Here is a 19,116-nt window from a genome sequence, read left to right as displayed (position 1 = left end):
GAGTAAAAAATTACTCTAGACTCCGTTGTTGCGCCTCGGGGCGTAGCGTAGTGGCTAGCGCGCCTGCTTTGGGAGCAGGAGACCGGGAGTTCGAATCTCCCCGCCCCGACCAGAATTTCTTCACAGTATTACAGCTGTCATTAACTAATAGGAGCACTTCGTGAAAAGCACCGTTGAGACACTTTCTGCCACTCGCGTTCGTTTAGAAGTTGAAGTTCCTTATGCAGAGCTAACTAACCATGTTGCAGCTGCATATAAGAAGGTGGCAACACAGGTAAACATCCCAGGTTTTCGTAAGGGCAAAGTTCCGGCAGCGATGATTGATCAGCGCGTGGGACGTGGAACGGTTATTGATGAGGCGATTAATACCGCTCTGCCTGAGTTCTATGGCAAAGCTGCGCGTGAGCATGACGTGCTCGTTGTGGGACGCCCCACTGTTGATGTGAAGGAATTTGTCGATAACGACAAGCTCATCTTTACCGTTGAGGTAAATGTGCGCCCAGAAGTGACGCTTCCAGACTTTTCCAAGATCACTGTCACAGTAGATGATGTTGTTGTCGCAGATACTGATATCAATGAGCAGGTAGATGAGCTTCGCGCTCGCTTTGGAACCTTAAACACGGTTGAGCGTGCCACACAATCTGGTGACTTTGTCACTATCGATCTCACAGCCCGTATTGATGGCGCTGAAGTAGATGGTGGAAAAGCGAATGAGATTTCCTATGAAGTTGGCTCTAATCGCATGATTGACGGACTAGATGAAGCACTCGTTGGAATGAGCGCGGGGGATAACAAGACATTTACCACCCAACTCGTTGGTCAAAAAGATGACGAAAAGGGCGATGTTGAAATCGGTGTGAAGGCGGTAAAAGAGCGCGAGCTACCAGCAGCCGATGATGCATTTGCCAAACTTGCATCTGAATTCGATACTTTAGCTGAGCTGAAAGAGAATATCGCAGAGCGTTTATCACGAGTGAAGAAGATGGAACAAGGCGCGCAAGCACGCGACCTACTTCTAGAAAAGTTACTGGCAGATCTTGATATCCCAGTTCCAGATGAGATTGTGCTCGAAGAAGTGAATGAGCACCTTGCGGGTGAATCTCGGATGGAAGATGCCGAACACCGCGCTGAAGTAGATGGCCAGGTTCGCGCCTCAATTAAATCTGATTTCCTACTTGATGCCATAGTGAAGGTGGAAGAAGTTCAAGTCTCTGAAATCGAACTCACCGAATATCTCATTCGTATGTCACAGCGTTATGGAATGGGTCCGGAGCAATTTGCACAGGAGCTACAAAAAGCTGGACAAATTAGCCAGGTAGTTGCTGAGGTAACTCGCGCGAAGGCACTTGCATCAGTGTTGGGTCGTGTCTCAGTTGTCGACAAGTCCGGCCAAGTGATTGATCTTGAAGCCCTTCGCCCAGCACAAGGTCAGCCAGCAGCGCCCGAAGCCGAGTAACTCTTTAGCCGTAAGCGAACATCAGAGTTTTTAGCGCCTATCTCTCATATTTGGGAAGCAAATTGGCGCGGTAATTGTTAAGGTCAATACAAGGGAAAGTTATTGGAAGGATGAAACGTGGATGTTATTAACCCACAGGAGAACACGCCTGTAGCGCGCTCAGTTGGTTCAGAGCCATTTGGACTAGGCGATCAGATTTATAGTCGCTTACTCCGTGAGCGAATCATCTTTCTTGCTGGTGAAGTGCGCGATGAGATGGCCAACGCCATCTGCGCGCAGATGTTGTTACTAGCTGCTGAAGATTCTGAGAAAGACATTTACCTATACATCAACTCACCTGGTGGATCAGTAACTGCCGGTATGGCTGTTTATGACACGATGCATTACATCAAAAACGATGTTGCAACAGTTGCCATGGGAATGGCTGCCTCAATGGGTCAATTCCTTCTTACAGCTGGCGCACCTGGCAAGCGTTATGCAACACCAAACGCTCGAATCTTGATGCACCAACCGCTAGGTGGCATTGGCGGAACTGCAACAGATATTCGGATTCAGGCAGAGCAGATGGCTATTACCAAGCAGACGATGTCTGAACTCAATGCCAAGCACACCGGGCAACCGCTAGACAAGATTATTGCTGATTCAGATCGCGATAATTGGTTTAATGCCAAGGATGCACTTGCCTATGGATTTATCGATCACATCGCATCAAATGAAGGCCAAATCGCGGGAGGTAAGAAGTAATGAAGCACATTCAAGAAATTACGAACCGCTACGTTCTTCCAACAATTGAAGAGAAGACCGCCTATGGTTTTAAGCGCTTAGACCCATATACAAAGTTATTCGAAGAGCGCATCATCTTCCTTGGTCAGGCAATTGATGACACTGTGGCAAACGATGTGATGGCCCAGCTTCTGACTTTGGAGTCAATGGATCCAGATCGCGATATCTCGATCTACATTAACTCACCGGGTGGATCATTTACTGCACTCACCGCAATTTATGACACCATGCAATTTGTTCGCCCAGACATCACAACAATTTGTCTTGGCCAAGCAGCATCAGCTGCCGCAATCATCTTGGCTGGTGGCACAAAAGGTAAGCGCTATGGCCTAGAGCACTCACGTATCTTGATTCACCAACCTTCATCAGAAGGTGGCGGACAGGCATCAGATATTGAAATTCAAGCACGCGAAATTCTTCGCATGCGTGGATTACTCGAGACCATGCTTGCCAAGCACTCCAATAAGACTGTGGAAGAGATTGAGAAAGATATTGAGCGTGACAAGATTCTGACAGCTGCAGAGGCAGTGGAATACGGAATCATCGATAAGGTGATGGCTTCACGTAAGGCAAAGCCTTAAGCACACAATTTCACTAAAGGGGCGTCTGGTTCGAAAATGCTAAAGAAATATTTCGAACCCGGCGCTCTTTTCTCATACCCGGCATATCGCAACTTATGGATCTCAACGATCCTGACCATTCTTGCGATGTCAGCCTTTCCAATCGCACTTGCTGTCACCATCCTTGATGCCGGTGGAACTATCACCACCCTGGGTCTAATTCTCGGCGCGCGAGTTCTCTCCGGCGTTCTCTTTTCTCCGGTAGGTGGGGTTGTTGTGGATCGACTACCTAGAAAGACAGTTCTGATTGCAGCCGATGGTTTTCGAGCAGTCATTGGCTCAGTGGTTGTCTTTATAGATCCTGCGCAAATTTCGATGTGGATATTGGGTCTGATTGTTGTGCTGATGGGAATCTCTGATGGTTTTGGTGCACCGGCAGCGCAAGCACTCATGCCAAGCATCTTGCCTGATCATTTGTTGCCTGCTGGAAATGTGCTTCGCGGAATTGCCCTGCGCACATCACAGATTGCCGGTCCTGGTGTTGCCGGAGTACTGCTTGTCGCACTCGGAACTCACGCAACCTATGTTGCATGCTCCATCTTCTTTTTGGCAGGGGCAGCAATTCTGGTGCGTATTGATGAAGGTCCGATTGCAAAAAATGACAATGTGAAAAACCACTTCGTGCAAGATTTGCGAGAGGGTGTTCGAGTCGTCTGGTACTACAAGTGGATTGCCGCGATGATCGTGATGGCATCTGTGCAATTGATGCTGGTTATCGGTGTTGAGAACGTTCTGCTTCCTGTCATTACCAAGCGTGAATTTGGTGATGCCTCGGTATATGCAGCATCGGCGGCGCTCTTTAGTGTGGGGGGAGCGATCTCTGCAGTCATCTTTATCAAGTGGAAGGTGAAAAATGAAGGGTTGGTCTCAGTCGTTGTGTGGGGGCTATTTATCTTTGCCCCTCTTATTCTGGCATTTCCTTCTTCTGCGCCCTTAATTCTTTTTGCTTATCTGCTTGCCGGTTTTTCAGTGGGGCCGTGGGAAGCATTCTGGTCAACATCTGTGCAACGTGAAGTGCCGGCTGAATATCAGGGACGAGTATTTAGTTTGGATTACATGGGCACGATGGGGCTGATGCCACTGGGTATGGCTTTAGTTGGCCCGCTGGTGAATATCTTTGGCGAGAAAGAGTTGCTCATCGGCGTCGCAGTCTTTCATCTGGCAATCTGCGCATTGGTACTTCTGGTGCCAGGAGTGAAAGAGATGAAGTCGAAATTGCCTCCATATTCACCTATAGGCGAACAAAGTCAGGCTTGATTTCGCGCGCAATTTTTCACTATCAAAACTATCCTTACACCCATGTCCACCCGAATTGGCGAAGCTAACGACCTCCTCAAGTGCTCCTTCTGCGGCAAAACTCAGAAGCAGGTTAAGAAACTTATTGCAGGTCCGGGCGTCTATATCTGCGATGAATGTATTGAACTCTGTAATGAGATCATCGTTGAAGAACTTTCCGAAGCTTCCTCACTCGGACTTAGCGAACTTCCTAAGCCACAGGCAATCTTTGAATTCCTTGATCAATATGTGATTGGCCAAGATCGGGCAAAGAAGTCACTTTCAGTTGCTGTCTATAACCACTACAAGCGCGTGCAATCTGGAGATTCGCGCAATGAAGATGGAATCGAATTAGCTAAATCAAACATTCTCCTCCTTGGTCCTACAGGCTGCGGCAAGACACTGATGGCGCAAACTCTGGCACGTATGCTCAATGTTCCCTTTGCAATTGCAGATGCCACCGCCCTCACTGAAGCAGGTTATGTCGGTGAAGATGTTGAGAACATCTTGCTTAAGCTTTTGCAGGCGGCAGATTACGATGTGAAAAAGGCAGAAACCGGAATCATCTATATCGATGAAATCGATAAGGTGGCTCGCAAATCTGAAAACCCATCCATTACTCGCGATGTTTCAGGTGAAGGTGTGCAGCAAGCCTTGCTTAAGATCCTGGAAGGAACGGTTGCATCTGTTCCACCACAAGGTGGTCGCAAGCACCCACATCAAGAATTTATCCAGATTGATACAACAAACGTTCTCTTTATTGTTGGGGGCGCATTTGCGGGCCTAGATAAAATTATTGAATCACGCAGCGGCTCTGCCGGTGTTGGTTTCGGTGCTGAACTTCAGACTGCCGAAGAGAAGAATCGCAGAGATATCTTTGCCGATGTCATGCCAGAGGATTTACTTAAGTTCGGAATGATCCCGGAATTCATTGGTCGCCTGCCAGTTCTTACCAGCGTTGAAAATCTTGATAAGCCAGCTCTAATGCAGATTCTTACCGAACCAAAGAATGCGCTAGTAAAGCAATATCGGAAGCTCTTTGATCTAGATGATGTGGAACTCGAATTTTCAGAGGAAGCCCTGGAAGCGGTGGCCGACCTTGCTCTCATTCGCGGAACTGGTGCACGCGGACTACGCGCCATCATGGAATCAGTATTACTTGGGGTCATGTATGAGATCCCGAGCCGCACAGATGTCGCCAAGGTAATCATCGAAAAGAGTTGCATCACAGATAGCGCAGCCCCCACCTTGCTGCCACGTACCGGTGATATTGCTAAGCGCGCTTCTCGTCGTGAGAAGAACACAGAGGAGAAAAGCGCGTAAAGGTAAACTAGACTGCGCTCCATGTCTTTAGAAAAGCGCGAGCTAGCACCGGCATTTACGCCGAGTGAAATCGAAGGCCCGCTCTATAAAAAGTGGTTAGACGCTGGTTACTTCACAGCTGATGCCAACTCATCTAAAGAACCATTTACCATCGTTATTCCACCTCCCAATGTCACCGGCAATTTACATATCGGTCACGCACTCGATCAAACTCTGCAAGATTGCTTAACCCGCATGAAGCGCATGCAAGGTTTTGAAGCGCTCTGGCTTCCTGGAATGGACCATGCCGGAATTGCAACGCAGAATGTTGTGGAAAAACAATTGGCAACTAAGGGACTTACTCGCCATGATTTAGGTCGCGAAGATTTTGTGAAGAAAGTGTGGGAGTGGAAGGCTGAATCTGGCGGACAAATTCTCGGACAGATGAAGCGACTTGGCGATAGCGTGGATTGGTCTCGCGAAGCTTTCACAATGGATGAGAATCTTTCGCAGGCTGTTTTAACAATATTTAAGAAATTATTTGATCAAGGGCTGATCTATCGGGCAGAGCGAATCATTAACTGGTGCCCGCGTTGCCTTACCGCCCTTTCTGATATTGAAGTAGAACATCAAGATGATGCTGGCGAATTTGTCTCAGTTCGCTATGGCGATGGTGAGCAGAGCATTGTCGTTGCAACTACGCGCGCGGAAACAATGATGGGCGATGGCGCAGTGGCTGTGCACCCTGATGATCCTCGCTACAAACACCTGATTGGCACCGAAGTGATGCTGCCATTGGTTAATCGCATGATCCCCATCATCGCCGATGAACTAGTTGACCCTGACTTTGGTACTGGCGCGGTGAAGGTCACTGCAGCCCACGACCCGAACGACTTTGAAATGGCTCTTCGCCACAATGTTCCTTTTGTTGTCATCATGAACGAGCACGGTGTGATGGATGGAACGGGCACAGAATTCGATGGCATGGATCGCTTTGATGCGCGCGTGGCAGTTGTCGCAAAGCTGCGCGAGCTGGGACGGATTGTTGCTGAGAAGCGTCCTTACATTCACGCAGTCGGACATTGCTCACGGTGTGAAACAACAGTGGAGCCGCGTCTTTCAAAGCAATGGTTTGTAAAGGTGGAAACACTTGCGAAGGCAGCAGGCGATGCCGTCCGCGATGGTCGAGTAAAGATTGAACCAGAAGAGCTGGCACCTCGTTACTTTGATTGGGTCGATAATTTAAATGATTGGTGTATCTCGCGCCAGCTCTGGTGGGGCCATCGAATTCCAGTCTGGTATGGACCCAATGGCGAAGTAGTTGTAGTTGGTCCTGGTGAAAAAGCGCCCGCTGGATATACCCAAGATCCCGATGTCCTAGACACTTGGTTCTCATCCGCGCTCTGGCCTTTTTCCACTCTCGGCTGGCCGAATAACACCGCAGATGTGAAGAAGTTTTACCCAACGAGTGTTCTTGTTACTGGTTATGACATTTTATTCTTCTGGGTAGCACGCATGATGATGTTTGGGCTCTTTGCTATGGATGGCGTGCCACCTTTCCACACCATCGTCTTGCATGGTTTGGTGCGCGATCAATACGGCAAGAAGATGTCTAAATCTCGCGGCAATGTGGTCGACCCACTTGAATTTATTGATAAGTACGGGGCCGATGCGCTGCGCTTTACCTTGGCCCGCGGATCAAATCCCGGTAAAGATCAGGCCCTGGCCGAAGATTGGATTGCAGGTTCTCGTAACTTTGCCACCAAACTCTGGAATGCAACACGCTTTGCGATGATGAACGGGGCAACTGTTCAAGGTCCGTTGCCAGCGATGGAAAGCTTGTCAGAGATCGATAAGTGGGTGCTTTCGCGTTTAAGTGAAACAACTGCTGAATACACCGACTTAGTTGAACGCTATGAGTTTGCTCGTGCCTGCGAAGTGGTTTATCACTTTGCATGGGATGACCTCTGCGACTGGTATCTGGAGCTCTCTAAAGAAGCTTTTGCTTCTGGTAACGCGGCTGCATCCCAGCGCGTGCTCGGTCATGTGCTGGACACACTCTTCCGCCTGTTGCACCCGGTGATGCCATTTATTACTGAAGAACTGTGGACCACATTTACGGGTGGTCAAACTCTTGTCACAGCGCAATGGCCAGTAGCAGATCCTGCCCATATCAATAAGAAGGCAGAAACACTTGTGGGAGAACTTCAAAAAGTCATTACCGAAGTTCGCCGCTTTCGTAATGACCAAGGTGTGAAACCAAGTGCGAAGATTCCGGGTCGATTTATTGCACCGGCTGATGTGTCTGCCTATGCAACTGCGATGGCATTCTTGCTTAAATTAGAACTCACTGAGTTCACTCCTAGTGCTTCTGTTGAAATTGGCGCAATCAAAGTTGAACTCGATCTCTCTGGCACGGTAGATGTTGCAGCAGAGCGCACCCGACTTACCAAAGACCTTGCCACTGCCCAAAAAGATCTAAAGACAGCTGAAGTGAAGTTAAATAATGAAGGATTTATGGCCAAGGCTCCGGCAGATGTGGTGAAGGAAATTAAAGAAAGACTTGCCATGACAACAAGTGATATTGAGCGGATCACAGCCCAGCTTGCAGCGCTTAAATAAATGAGTGAGATAACACCGCAGGACCAAGAGCTGCTCGACACTATCGAGAAAGCGCTGCTCACTCGCTGGCCGGAAACGCAGATCGAGCCATCACTAGAGAGAATTGCAGCACTTGTCGATGTTTTAGGGTCTCCGCAACTTACTTATCCCACCATTCACATTGGTGGCACAAACGGAAAGACCACCACATCGCGCATGATTGATTCACTTCTCTTTGAGATGGGCTTGCGTACTGGGCGATTTACTAGCCCGCACCTGGAAAGTTTTGTGGAGCGAATTGCAATCAACGGTGAACCAATAGATGCGCAAGCACTGATCTTTTCTTACAACGATATTGCCGCATACATTGACATGATGGATTCGAAATTCGAACATCCCATTTCATACTTTGAAGCCCTCACCGCCCTTGCTTTCGCTGCTTTTGCCGAGCATCCAATCGATGTGGGTGTGATTGAAGTAGGCATGGGAGGCGAGTGGGATGCCACCAATGTTGTTCTGGCAGATGTTTCAGTTCTGATGCCAATCGACCTAGATCACACTGAATATTTGGGTGAAACGCTGGCCGAGATTGCGCAGACGAAAGCGGGCATCATTAAAGAATCTGGTTTCATTGTTCTTGCCCAACAAGAGCCGGAAGCTGCGAAAGAGTTACTCAAGCGAGCAGCATCGGTGGGCGCAGATGTTGTGCGCGAAGGCATTGAATATGCAGTGATGTCACGTTCGGTTGCAGTCGGTGGGCAGTTGTTAACTATTCGTGGGGCTCAAGATACATATGAAGATATCTTCTTGCCTTTGCATGGCAAACACCAAGCATCAAATGCTGCGGCCGCACTTGTGGCAGTGGAGGCATTCTTTGGCGACCAAGAGTTAGATATCGAGGCGGTGCGCGCGGGATTTGCCGCTGTGACATCTCCTGGGCGCTGTGAAGTGCTCCACCGAGATCCGACCATCATTTTAGATGCGGCGCATAATCCGCATGGGGCTGCAGCGATTGCCGAGACGATTCAAAGTGAGTTTACCTTTGATGAAATTATCGGAGTGGTTGCGCCGATGGGCGATAAAGATATTCGGGGGATTTTGCTGGAACTTGAGCAGGTGATGGACTCCATCATCGTTACGACCAATAGTTCTGTGCGCTCAACAAATATTGACGAGCTAGAAAAGATGGCTATTGAAATCTTCGGACATGATCGCGTCTTTGCGCACGAGAAGTTAGCTGACGCCCTGGACAAGGCGATTAAGGATACGATCCGGCCGCTCAGTGATGAGACCATCGGGATTTTGGTTACTGGCTCTGTTGTCACAGCAGGGGATGCGCGTAGAATTCTGAGAAAGAAATTTGCAAAGGTAGATAAGTAATGCGCGTTCTAGGTTCGGCAGTATTGGTAATGGAATTTTTCATCATGGGTTTTGCCATGCTGCTTGCCAAAGATAATCACGAGGCATCGACAATTGTGGCTGGCGCAGTTATTGCGATACTTCTTCTTCTCACCCCAGGGCTATTAAAGAAACGAGCCGGGTGGATTCTTGGCTCTATCTTGCAAATCTTGATGATCGGTTATGCCGTGGTGGTGCCATCGATGGCTATCGTGGGCCTGATTTTCGGGGGACTCTGGATTGCCGCCATCATTGTGGGTCGCAAGGGTGAGGCTGCTCGCGCTGCGCTGATGGCGACACGCACTCCTGACGCCTAATAGACTGACCCCTGTGAGCCTAGAAAAAACCCTCGTCCTGGTTAAGCCAGATGGTGTTGCGCGTGGATTAGTTGGCGAAGTAATTGCTCGTATTGAAGCTAAGGGATACACCATTGCAGCGATGCGGATGTTGCAAGCAGATCGAGCACTTCTTGAAAAGCATTACGCCGAACATCAAGGTAAGCCATTCTTTGAACCACTCGTTGAGTTCATGATGTCAGGTCCCATTGTTGCCATCGTTGCGCAGGGAAATCGCGTGATAGAGGGATTTAGATCATTGGCAGGAGTAACTGATCCAACAGTGGCAGCGCCCGGAACGATCCGTGGAGATCTTGCTCGCGATCAAGGAACTAAGGTTGTGCAAAATATTGTTCACGGCTCTGATTCACCCGAATCTGCTGCACGTGAAATAGCTATCTTCTTTGAGGGGAAATAAATGTCTAACAGAATGTCATTCATAGGCCGCGATATGGCCGTTGACCTAGGAACTGCAAACACCCTTGTTTATGTTCGAGGTCGTGGCATCGTTCTTAATGAGCCTTCAGTTGTAGCTATTAACCAAGATACTGGCGGCATTTTAGCTGTTGGACTTGAAGCTAAGAAGATGATTGGTCGCACACCTGGCAACATCGTTGCCATTCGTCCACTTAAAGATGGTGTGATTGCAGACTTCGACACAACCGAGCGCATGCTCCGTTACTTTATTCAAAAAGTGCATCGTCGTAGCTATCTTGCTAAGCCACGTATTGTTGTTTGTGTTCCATCAGGAATTACCGGTGTGGAACAGCGCGCTGTTAAAGATGCTGGCTATGCCGCAGGTGCTCGTAAGGTTTACATTATTGAAGAGCCGATGGCTGCTGCAATCGGTGCCGGTCTTCCCATCCACGAACCAACCGGAAATATGGTGGTAGATATCGGTGGCGGAACTACTGAAGTTGCCGTGATTTCATTGGGCGGAATCGTCACCGCGCTATCAATTCGTATTGGTGGCGATGAGCTTGATCAATCGATTATTAACTGGACCAAGCGCGAATACTCACTACTTTTGGGTGAGCGCACCGCCGAAGAGATCAAGATGGCTATCGGTTCGGCATACCCACTTCAGGGTGAAAATGATGCTGAAATTCGCGGTCGCGACCTGGCAACCGGACTTCCCAAGACCATCGTCGTTACAGCTGCTGAAATTCGCAAAGCACTAGAAGAGCCGGTCAATCAAATCATTAACGCAGTAAAGGCAACTCTTGATAAGTGCCCACCAGAGCTTTCCTCAGATCTCATGGATCGCGGCATCGTTCTTACAGGTGGCGGCGCACTTCTTAAGGGACTCGATGAGCGACTTCGCAAAGAGACTGGAATGCCAATTCACATTGCAGACCGTCCGCTGGACGCCGTCGTTGAAGGCTCCGGAAAATGCATTGAAGAGTTTGAAGCCCTTGAAAAGGTTTTGATCTCCGAGCCTCGTCGATAGGTAGTTAACAGTGCGCTACGGCGGCGACAACCGTGGTCGCTTACTCATCATCGTATTAATTGTTACTTCACTCTTCCTAATTACTTTGGATCTACGTGGCGTATCAGTAATTGGTGGCGTGCGCACAGGAACACAGACCGCTCTCACTCCGGTGCAAAAATTTGGCTCTTGGGCGCTGACTCCATTTCGTAATTTTGCATCTGATGTCACTCACTTGGGGCGCACCCGCAACCAAATTGAGAAACTCAAGGCTGAAAATGAGACGCTGCGTAACACTCTGCTTAATCGAAAAACCGCCGATGCGCGACTGAAACAATTAAAGAGCGTGCTAAACCTCGCTGGTGGCGGTGGATATAAAGTTGTCAATGCAAAAGTTATTTCACAAGGCCCCACTACATCATTTACACAGACAATTACTATTGATGCCGGCACAAGTTCAGGAATTCGTAGCAACATGACCGTGATCTCTGGTTATGGTCTGGTTGGAGTTGTGAAGATTGCATATCCAGATAGCTCTCTGGTCCAACTTGCATCAGATCCAGCATTTAGAATTGGTGCACGTATTGCGAAGTCAGAACAGATCGGAATCCTGAGCGGGCAAGGCTCGCGCCGTGGCGTCTTACAGTTGCTTGATAACACCACAACTGTGAAAGCGGGGGATGCACTCCTTGCTCGTGGAAGTGATAGCGGACGCCCCTTTGTTCCGGGAGTACCAATTGGGGAAGTAACTTCGGTTGATAATTCACCGGGCGCTGTCACCCAAACTGCCGAAGTAAGGTTCTATGCCAACTTCTCCACCTTGGGTGTTGTCGCAGTTGTGATCGCAAAGCCGGAATCTGATCCTCGAGATGCATTGGTACCGCCTAAACCTGTCCCCACTCCACTTCCTACAGTGACTATTTATGCAACACCTGCTCCATCTCCGTCTGCCAGCACAGAGCCATGATGGAACTATGACAATCCGTAGATATCTGCTTTCAATCCCAATCTTTCTCTTTATCTATGTATTGCAAGAGGCCTTTATCACTCAACTCAGATTGCCACTCGGTGGTTTCTCACTCCTTCTCATCTCCACCCTGATCTGGGCAACGCTGAGCACGCCAGAAATTGGCGCTCTTACCGGTTTCGGTGCCGGCATTTTGATGGATCTTTCGCAAAGTTCTCCTGGTCCAATGGGTCACTGGACTCTTGTTCTGATTTTGGCCGGATATGGCGTTGCATTTTTAGGCTATGGCGATGACAACATCCGTTCTAATCCCATCAACATCGTCCTGATAACAACCGTGGGAGTCGTGGCCAGTCAATTTGTTTTCTTACTACTTGGGTTTCTACTCGGACAAGAGTTAGGAAGTATTTCCCACATCGCATTTCTACTGGCGGGATCAGCATTTTGGACGGCGATAGTCTCACCACTGGTTCTTAAAATCCTTGCCTTCATACATGCAAATGTCTTCGGAACTAGATCACTCTTATGAATCAACGCTCACGCTTAAGTTTGTTAGTGATTCAAATATTTTTTGTCTCTCTCATGGTCGCACTCCTTGGCCGTCTCTTTTATCTTCAAGTTGCAGCAGGTCCTACCTATCGCGATGCCGCACTTAGTATTCAAAGTCGCGATGTTGCCACCCCGGCAAACCGCGGATTTATCGTTGATTCCTCCGGCGTTCCGCTGGCGGTGAGCAAGGTTGCCCTGGCAATTACTGTTGATCGCACCGTGATTGATAAGTTGCCCGATAAAGGCGTAGCAGTGCTACGAAAGCTCGTTACATTATTAGGACTTCAATACGCTGATGTCTGGCAGCGCACGCGCTTATGTGGTGAGTTACCCAAGGGAGTGCGTGCTGGTTGCTGGACCGGCTCTCGTTTCCAACCTATTCCTATTACTAAATCTGCCGATCCAGCACTTGCGCTGCGCATTGTTGAAAGATCAGATCGATATCCCGGAATCTCTGCCACACCTGTTGCAATTAGAAGTTACCCACAAACACTGGGTGTCACCGGTAGTCATGTCCTGGGTTATGTCGGGCCACTGACAGAGGCAGATCTTTCTGGTGCTAATGGGCGCACCTACTTCCGCTCTGAATACATTGGTAAGACCGGGCTTGAAATCGAATACGATGAATATCTACGTGGCGTTCCTGGAATAAAAACTTTTATCGTTGACCGCAAAGAAGCGGTGACGAATACGAGTCAGGATACGAAGCCGATTGCCGGCAATCACTTAGTGACAAGTTTAGATGTCAGACTCCAAGCTGCCAGTGAAAAAGCGCTGGAGGGAGCAGTAAAGCGTGCACGTTCTATGGGATATCGAGCCGATGGCGGAGCCGCAGTCGTTCTTGATGTTCGAAACGGTCAAGTTCTTGCGCTAGCTTCTTATCCATCTTTTGATCCCAATGCTTTTGAACGTGGACTGACAATCAAAGAAGCACAGGCGCTTTATAGCGAAGACAATGGTGTACCAGCACTGAACCGGGCGCTACAGGGACTCTATGCTCCGGCCTCTACCTTTAAAGCAGTTTCGGTAGTAGCAGCAAAAGCTGCGGGATATGACTTGAATAAGAGTTATTCCTGTCCATCAGAAGTGCAAGTGGGAACTCGCGCCTTTCAAAACTTCGAAAGTAAGGCGCAAGGAACGATTTCGATGAAGAAGGCAATCGCAATTTCGTGTGACACCATTTGGTATCAAATTGCATATGACGAATGGGTGCGAGATGGTGGTTTACGGCCTAAATCAAACCCGAATGACCACTTCTTTAACGCTGCCAAGGGCTTTCAGGTGGGGGTAAGAACAGGTGTAGATCTACCTTCTGAATCAGCTGGAAGACTTGCTGACCGCGAGTATAAGAAGACTTGGTATGAACAGAATAGAGATTTTTACTGTAACTACAGAGATCGCGCAACAAAGGCGCAGCAAACGCCTTTTCTGCTTCAGCTAGCGCAAGAAAATTGCGTAGACGGAGATAAAATCCGTGGTGGTGATGCGGTGAACTTCTCTATCGGTCAAGGCGATACTGTGATTACACCCATTAAGTTAGCTCAAATGTATGCAGCGATAGCTAACGGCGGAACAATCTGGCAACCCACCATCGCCAAAGCTGTGGTGAGTCAGCAAGGAGAGGTAATCCAAACATTTGAACCAATAGAGTTGGGCGACATCTCAGCCGATTCGCAAACCATCGCTTTCTTGCATGATGCACTCCAAGAGGTCACCCTGTCTGGAACCTCGGCCGGAATCTTTTCACGTTTTCCAGTGCCAACAGCAGGTAAGACTGGAACTGCGCAAGTATTTGGTAGGAACTCAAATGGAACACAGAAAGCTGATACCTCTTGGTATGCCTCTTTTGCTCCCGCTAAGAAGCCACGTTATGCAGTTGTCATGATGGTCAGCCAAGGTGGTTTTGGAGCGAGCACATCAGGTGTGGGTGTGCGAGAAATTTATGAGACTCTCTTCGGTGTGCAAGGCAATATTGTTAAACCTGAACTAGCGTTATTCCCTAAAGGAAAACCACCGATTAAGTTGCCTCGTATCTCACCAGCCAAGAAGCCGGCTGCCTCAATTTTAAATCCAGAAAAAGCGAAGAAGGAGTTACCGGTGACAAAGCCATGAGTACATTCCTTAATCGCAATCCATATCGTCGGTCGCGAAATAAATCTTTCTTTTCCGGCTTTGATCCAATTCTTAGCGCAGCAGTCGGTGGACTACTCATTATCGGAACCCTGTTGGTATACGCAGCTACGCGTGATTGGTATTCAGCTAACGGCCTTGATCCCGAGTACTACCTCAAGCGACATGTCATTAACATTGTCATTGGTTTAGCACTTGCCTGGGGAACAACGATTATTGATTACCGCCTACTTCGTGCCTACACCCCATTTATCTGGGGCTTTGGCGTCCTTGGATTAATTCTTGTCCTTATTCCAGGAGTGGGCAGTGAAATTAATGGAGCTAAAGCGTGGATCCGTCTTCCGGCAGGTTTTCAGATTCAACCGGCTGAGATTGCAAAGATCTCAATCATTATTGGAATTTCCATGTTGTTATCTGAGCGCACACATAACTCAGATGAACCGAGCACAAACGATATTCTCAAAGCACTCGCAGTTGCCGCTCTTCCCATCCTACTTATTTTGCGTCAGCCAGATATGGGAACGGTCTTCATCATTAGCGCATCAGTTGTCACAATTCTGGCCGTCTCAGGTGCTCCCATGAAGTGGATTGTCGGTCTGATATTGCTGGCAATCATTGGTGGATTTGTCGCAACGAAAACTGGCATTGTTAACGACTATCAAGTCAAGCGATTGCAATCCTTTGTTAACCCTAACGCTGACACACAGGGTGCTGGATATCAATTACGCCAAGCGCGGATCACAGTCGGCTCTGGTGGGTTAATTGGTACCGGTTTGTTTAATGGCCCACAAACAAATGGACGATTTGTGCCAGAGCAACAGACAGACTTCATCTTTACCGTGGCCGGTGAGGAACTAGGCTTTGTTGGCTGCTCAGTGATAATTCTGCTGCTGCTCACTATTCTCATGCGAGCATTTGGAATTGCTAGACGATCGACGGACCCCTACGGGACGCTGGTCTGTACCGGAGTTATTGCCTGGTTTGCTTTTCAAATATTTGAAAATATTGGTATGACTTTGGGCTTGATGCCCATGACCGGAGTTCCACTGCCCTTCCTGTCATATGGTGGTTCAAGCATGTTTGCCAATCTCATCGGAATCGGGCTATTACAGAATGTTCACGCCCGCCAGCGCGGCTGATTCACGCTCAAAATAGGTTTTCTACCAACTTATCTGTCATAATTAGGCCAACAGTTCAGCGCGGCCAGCGATCTTTATCGCGCCTGCGGCGGACTACACAAAAGATTAAAACATGAGTTTTGCTCAAGATGGCAACATTTTGGGCCACGAGATTGCGTATCGCTAATTGAAAAAGCAGGTACGCACTAAAGGATTTGGTGCCATGGCTATCGAGCCAAAATCACCGCGCAAACGTGCGGTTAAGAAATCAAGTAAGAAATCATTAGGCGTTCCCACAGTTGATACAACTGCAGATGGAGCCGAAAGTGCAGCACCTGATACAGAGGCTGCTCCTAAATCGCGTAAGAAAGCTGCCGCGATCCCAGTTCCTGTCTTTCAAGCTGCTCCGATCGACGCTGTCGCTCCTAAGCGCGCAACTAAAGCTGCCAAGAAGCAAGCACCGGCAAAAGAGAGCGCTGAACCAGTTGCATCGGATGCCGACTCTGAAGATTCAGATTCCCGCACCGGACGCAATCGCCGTCGCCGTCGCGGTGGCCGCGGTCGTCGTAAGCCACAAGTTGATGGTCAAACAACGGATGATTTAGATTCTGAAGAAGGCACAGATGATGAATCTGGCGATTCCGAGGATGGATCGGCTGAAGGTGGCACGCATCGCCGTCGCCGTCGCCGTCGGGCAACGGGTGAAGGCATCACACCAGGTGAAGTCATTGATGAAGATGGTGTTGTCACTATCGTTAAAGTTCGCGAAGTTCGTGAAAAATCAGAACGTCCAGCACGTGAGCGCACAGAGCGTGGAACACGTAATCGCCGTGATCGCGATCGTGGGCGCAGTGAGCCTCGTGAATACCGCGAGCCATATCGCCGCCGTGGAACCATTATTACTGATGGCGAATTCTTAGCTCGTCGTGAAAATGTTGATCGCGAGATGGTTGTTCGCCAAATCGGAGATCGTATTCAGATTGCTGTTATTGAAGATAACGTGATGGTTGAGCACTATGTCAATAGAAATGCCAACGTCTCCTATGTGGGTAACGTCTATCTCGGTCGCGTTCAGAACGTGCTGCCATCGATGGAAGCAGCCTTCGTTGATATCGGTAAGGGACGCAACGCAGTTCTCTATGCTGGTGAAGTTAATTGGGATGCAGCCGGAATTTCTGAATCTGAACCTCGCAAGATTGAAATGGTCTTAAAGACAGGTCAACCTGTACTTGTTCAGGTAACAAAAGATCCGATCGGTCAAAAGGGTGCACGCCTAACTAGCCAAATCTCACTTCCAGGACGATATGTTGTCTATGTTCCTGGCGGTGGCATGAGCGGAATCTCAAAGCGTCTTCCAGAATCAGAGCGCACTCGCCTTAAAGGGATTCTTAAGAATTTAATCCCTGATACTGCCGGCGTCATTGTGCGCACAGCTGCAGAAGGTGTCTCTGAAGTTGAACTCACCGCAGATGTGGAAAGACTGAAAGCGCAATGGGAAGATATTTTCCAGAAGTCAGAAAATCCAAACTTCCATGCACCGGCGCTTCTGCTCTCAGAGCCAGATCTTGCCGTGCGCGTTATCCGCGATATCTTCAATGAAGATTTTCGCAAGCTCATCATTCAGGGCAATGAAGCATGGGATGAAATCACTTCCTACCTAGGCTCCATCGCTCCAGAACTTGTGGCCAAGATTGAAAAGTATTCAGGCAGCGGAGATCTATTTGCTGATTACCGCGTCGAGGAGCAGTTAGCTAAGGCATTTGATCGCAAGGTCTATCTGCCGTCAGGTGGTTCACTTGTTATCGATCGCACCGAAGCAATGGTTGTTATTGATGTGAACACAGGTAAGTTCATCGGTAAGGGTGGAAACCTGGAAGAGACAGTGACTAAGAACAACTTAGAAGCGGCAGAGGAGATTGCCCGTCAACTTCGTCTTCGTGACTTAGGTGGAATTGTTGTTATCGACTTCATCGATATGGTTCTTGAATCAAATCGTGATGCCGTGCTTCGTCGCCTCGTTGAATCACTGGGTCGCGATCGCACCAAGCATCAAGTTGCTGAAGTAACCTCACTAGGTCTGGTTCAAATGACTCGTAAGCGTGTGGGACAAGGCCTGATTGAGGCCTTCTCAACCACATGTGACTCATGTAATGGACGTGGAATTCATGTGCATATGGATCCAGTGAAGATGAAGGCACCGATGCCACAAGTGAATTCACAGTCATCACATCATCCAGATGTTGAAGAACCAGATGCAGATGAAAATGCAGCAACGGATCATGAATTTCATGAAACGTTAAATGATGAGAGTCCAGCAGAAGAAGCTGAAGCAGTCGTTACCCCCAAGGGAAAGCGCCGCCGCAGGGCCGCTAGCTCCGGGGTCATCACCGCCTAGCCTCATAAATGAAGTGAATCTAGGGGTCAATTTGACCCATGGGGTATGAAATCCGTACCCTTAGCGTCTGCCTGAACGCGCTCTATGCGTGAATCAAGCTTGAAACTATTACACGAAGAACTGAGGCAATGAGCATGTACGCAATCGTTAAAGCTGGCGGACGCCAGGAGAAGGTAACTGTTGGCGAGACCATCACCGTTGATCGCATCGACGCTGCTGCTGGTTCCTCAGTTTCTTTCCCAGCTCTTCTGGTCGTTGATGGCGCAAGTGTCACAACAGACCCAAAGGTTCTCTCAAGCATCAAGGTCACTGGCGAAGTGATTGACGAAGTAAAGGGTCCAAAGATCGACATCCTTCGTTACAAGAACAAGACAGGTCATCGCCGTCGTCAAGGTTTTCGTGCACAGCACACTCGCGTAAAGATCACCGCAATCAGCGGTGCTAAGTAAGGGTTAAGGGAGCAAATAAATGGCAAGTAAAAAGGGTGTTTCCTCAACTCGTAACGGTCGCGATTCAAACCCACAGTACCTCGGTATTAAGCGTTTCGGCGGTCAAGAAGTTAATGCAGGTGAGATTCTCGTTCGTCAGCGTGGAACACACTTCCACCCAGGCAAGAACGTAGGACGCGGCAAAGATGACACACTATTTGCTCTTGCAGCTGGTGCAGTTGAATTCGGTCGCGCTCGCGGTCGTCGCGTAGTGAATGTAGTCCCTGCAGTTTAATTAAGGTTTCTCTACAAAGAGCGGGCCGCATTTAT

The 19,116-nt window shown here is 48.7% G+C and carries 17 protein-coding genes and 1 tRNA gene; all 18 read left to right on the top strand.

Annotated elements, in window-relative coordinates; translation table 11 throughout:
• Positions 1–36 precede the first annotated feature (36 nt).
• The 18 genes from A1sIIB76_RS04575 to rpmA all read left to right on the top strand — a co-directional run bounded on the left by A1sIIB76_RS04575 (position 37) and on the right by rpmA (position 19,081).
• Positions 37–112, top strand: a tRNA-Pro gene (locus tag A1sIIB76_RS04575).
• 48 nt (positions 113–160) lie between these two features.
• The gene (gene tig, locus A1sIIB76_RS04570) at positions 161–1,456 is read left to right on the top strand and encodes a trigger factor (protein WP_095675044.1); all 1,296 of its coding nucleotides are present in this window, start codon (positions 161–163) and stop codon (positions 1,454–1,456) included.
• 126 nt (positions 1,457–1,582) lie between these two features.
• Complete coding sequence (locus tag A1sIIB76_RS04565) at positions 1,583–2,200, top strand: ATP-dependent Clp protease proteolytic subunit (protein ID WP_190277093.1); 618 nt, start codon at positions 1,583–1,585, stop codon at positions 2,198–2,200.
• The gene (locus tag A1sIIB76_RS04560) at positions 2,200–2,820 is read left to right on the top strand and encodes an ATP-dependent Clp protease proteolytic subunit (RefSeq protein WP_095675043.1); all 621 of its coding nucleotides are present in this window, start codon (positions 2,200–2,202) and stop codon (positions 2,818–2,820) included. Before A1sIIB76_RS04565 ends, A1sIIB76_RS04560 begins: the two co-directional genes overlap by 1 nt.
• Before the next feature lie 36 nt (positions 2,821–2,856).
• On the top strand, positions 2,857–4,116 hold the full coding sequence (locus A1sIIB76_RS04555) for an MFS transporter (RefSeq protein ID WP_095697116.1): 1,260 nt from the start codon (positions 2,857–2,859) through the stop codon (positions 4,114–4,116).
• Positions 4,117–4,158: 42 nt separating this feature from the next.
• On the top strand, positions 4,159–5,457 hold the full coding sequence (gene clpX / locus A1sIIB76_RS04550; protein ID WP_095697115.1) for an ATP-dependent Clp protease ATP-binding subunit ClpX: 1,299 nt from the start codon (positions 4,159–4,161) through the stop codon (positions 5,455–5,457).
• A gap of 21 nt (positions 5,458–5,478) precedes the next feature.
• Positions 5,479–8,058, top strand: coding sequence for a valine--tRNA ligase (locus tag A1sIIB76_RS04545; protein WP_095697114.1), 2,580 nt, complete (start codon positions 5,479–5,481; stop codon positions 8,056–8,058).
• Positions 8,059–9,417: a bifunctional folylpolyglutamate synthase/dihydrofolate synthase gene (locus A1sIIB76_RS04540; protein WP_095697113.1), complete on the top strand. Its 1,359-nt coding sequence runs from the start codon at positions 8,059–8,061 to the stop codon at positions 9,415–9,417.
• Positions 9,417–9,752 (top strand): DUF4233 domain-containing protein, encoded by a 336-nt coding sequence (locus A1sIIB76_RS04535; protein ID WP_095697112.1) that lies wholly within the window; start codon positions 9,417–9,419, stop codon positions 9,750–9,752. Before A1sIIB76_RS04540 ends, A1sIIB76_RS04535 begins: the two co-directional genes overlap by 1 nt.
• A gap of 13 nt (positions 9,753–9,765) precedes the next feature.
• The gene (gene ndk, locus A1sIIB76_RS04530; protein WP_095675037.1) at positions 9,766–10,188 is read left to right on the top strand and encodes a nucleoside-diphosphate kinase; all 423 of its coding nucleotides are present in this window, start codon (positions 9,766–9,768) and stop codon (positions 10,186–10,188) included.
• Positions 10,189–11,220, top strand: coding sequence for a rod shape-determining protein (locus tag A1sIIB76_RS04525; RefSeq protein WP_095693830.1), 1,032 nt, complete (start codon positions 10,189–10,191; stop codon positions 11,218–11,220).
• Between the two features lie 10 nt (positions 11,221–11,230).
• A complete protein-coding gene (gene mreC, locus A1sIIB76_RS04520) occupies positions 11,231–12,166 on the top strand; it encodes a rod shape-determining protein MreC (protein ID WP_095697111.1) in 936 nt (311 codons plus the stop codon).
• Positions 12,123–12,695, top strand: a complete 573-nt coding sequence (gene mreD / locus A1sIIB76_RS04515) for a rod shape-determining protein MreD (RefSeq protein ID WP_223298753.1) — start codon at positions 12,123–12,125, stop codon at positions 12,693–12,695. The genes mreC and mreD overlap by 44 nt, the downstream gene beginning before the upstream one ends.
• A complete protein-coding gene (mrdA, locus tag A1sIIB76_RS04510; RefSeq protein WP_095697109.1) occupies positions 12,692–14,827 on the top strand; it encodes a penicillin-binding protein 2 in 2,136 nt (711 codons plus the stop codon). Before mreD ends, mrdA begins: the two co-directional genes overlap by 4 nt.
• On the top strand, positions 14,824–15,984 hold the full coding sequence (rodA, locus tag A1sIIB76_RS04505) for a rod shape-determining protein RodA (protein ID WP_095697108.1): 1,161 nt from the start codon (positions 14,824–14,826) through the stop codon (positions 15,982–15,984). The genes mrdA and rodA overlap by 4 nt, the downstream gene beginning before the upstream one ends.
• A 202-nt stretch (positions 15,985–16,186) precedes the next feature.
• Complete coding sequence (locus A1sIIB76_RS04500; protein WP_095697107.1) at positions 16,187–18,358, top strand: Rne/Rng family ribonuclease; 2,172 nt, start codon at positions 16,187–16,189, stop codon at positions 18,356–18,358.
• 134 nt (positions 18,359–18,492) lie between these two features.
• Complete coding sequence (gene rplU / locus A1sIIB76_RS04495; protein WP_095675030.1) at positions 18,493–18,807, top strand: 50S ribosomal protein L21; 315 nt, start codon at positions 18,493–18,495, stop codon at positions 18,805–18,807.
• A 19-nt stretch (positions 18,808–18,826) separates the two neighbouring features.
• Positions 18,827–19,081 carry a 50S ribosomal protein L27 gene (rpmA, locus tag A1sIIB76_RS04490; protein ID WP_017954955.1) on the top strand — a complete coding sequence of 85 codons (255 nt, stop codon included), beginning with the start codon at positions 18,827–18,829 and terminating at the stop codon, positions 19,079–19,081.
• Positions 19,082–19,116: the final 35 nt, after the last annotated feature.

It is taken from the genome of Candidatus Planktophila versatilis (assembly GCF_002288265.1).
In the GTDB taxonomy this organism is placed as follows: domain Bacteria; phylum Actinomycetota; class Actinomycetes; order Nanopelagicales; family Nanopelagicaceae; genus Planktophila; species Planktophila versatilis.
The sequence above is the reverse complement of the archived record's forward strand: the minus strand, read 5'-3'. Positions and strand labels throughout refer to the sequence as shown.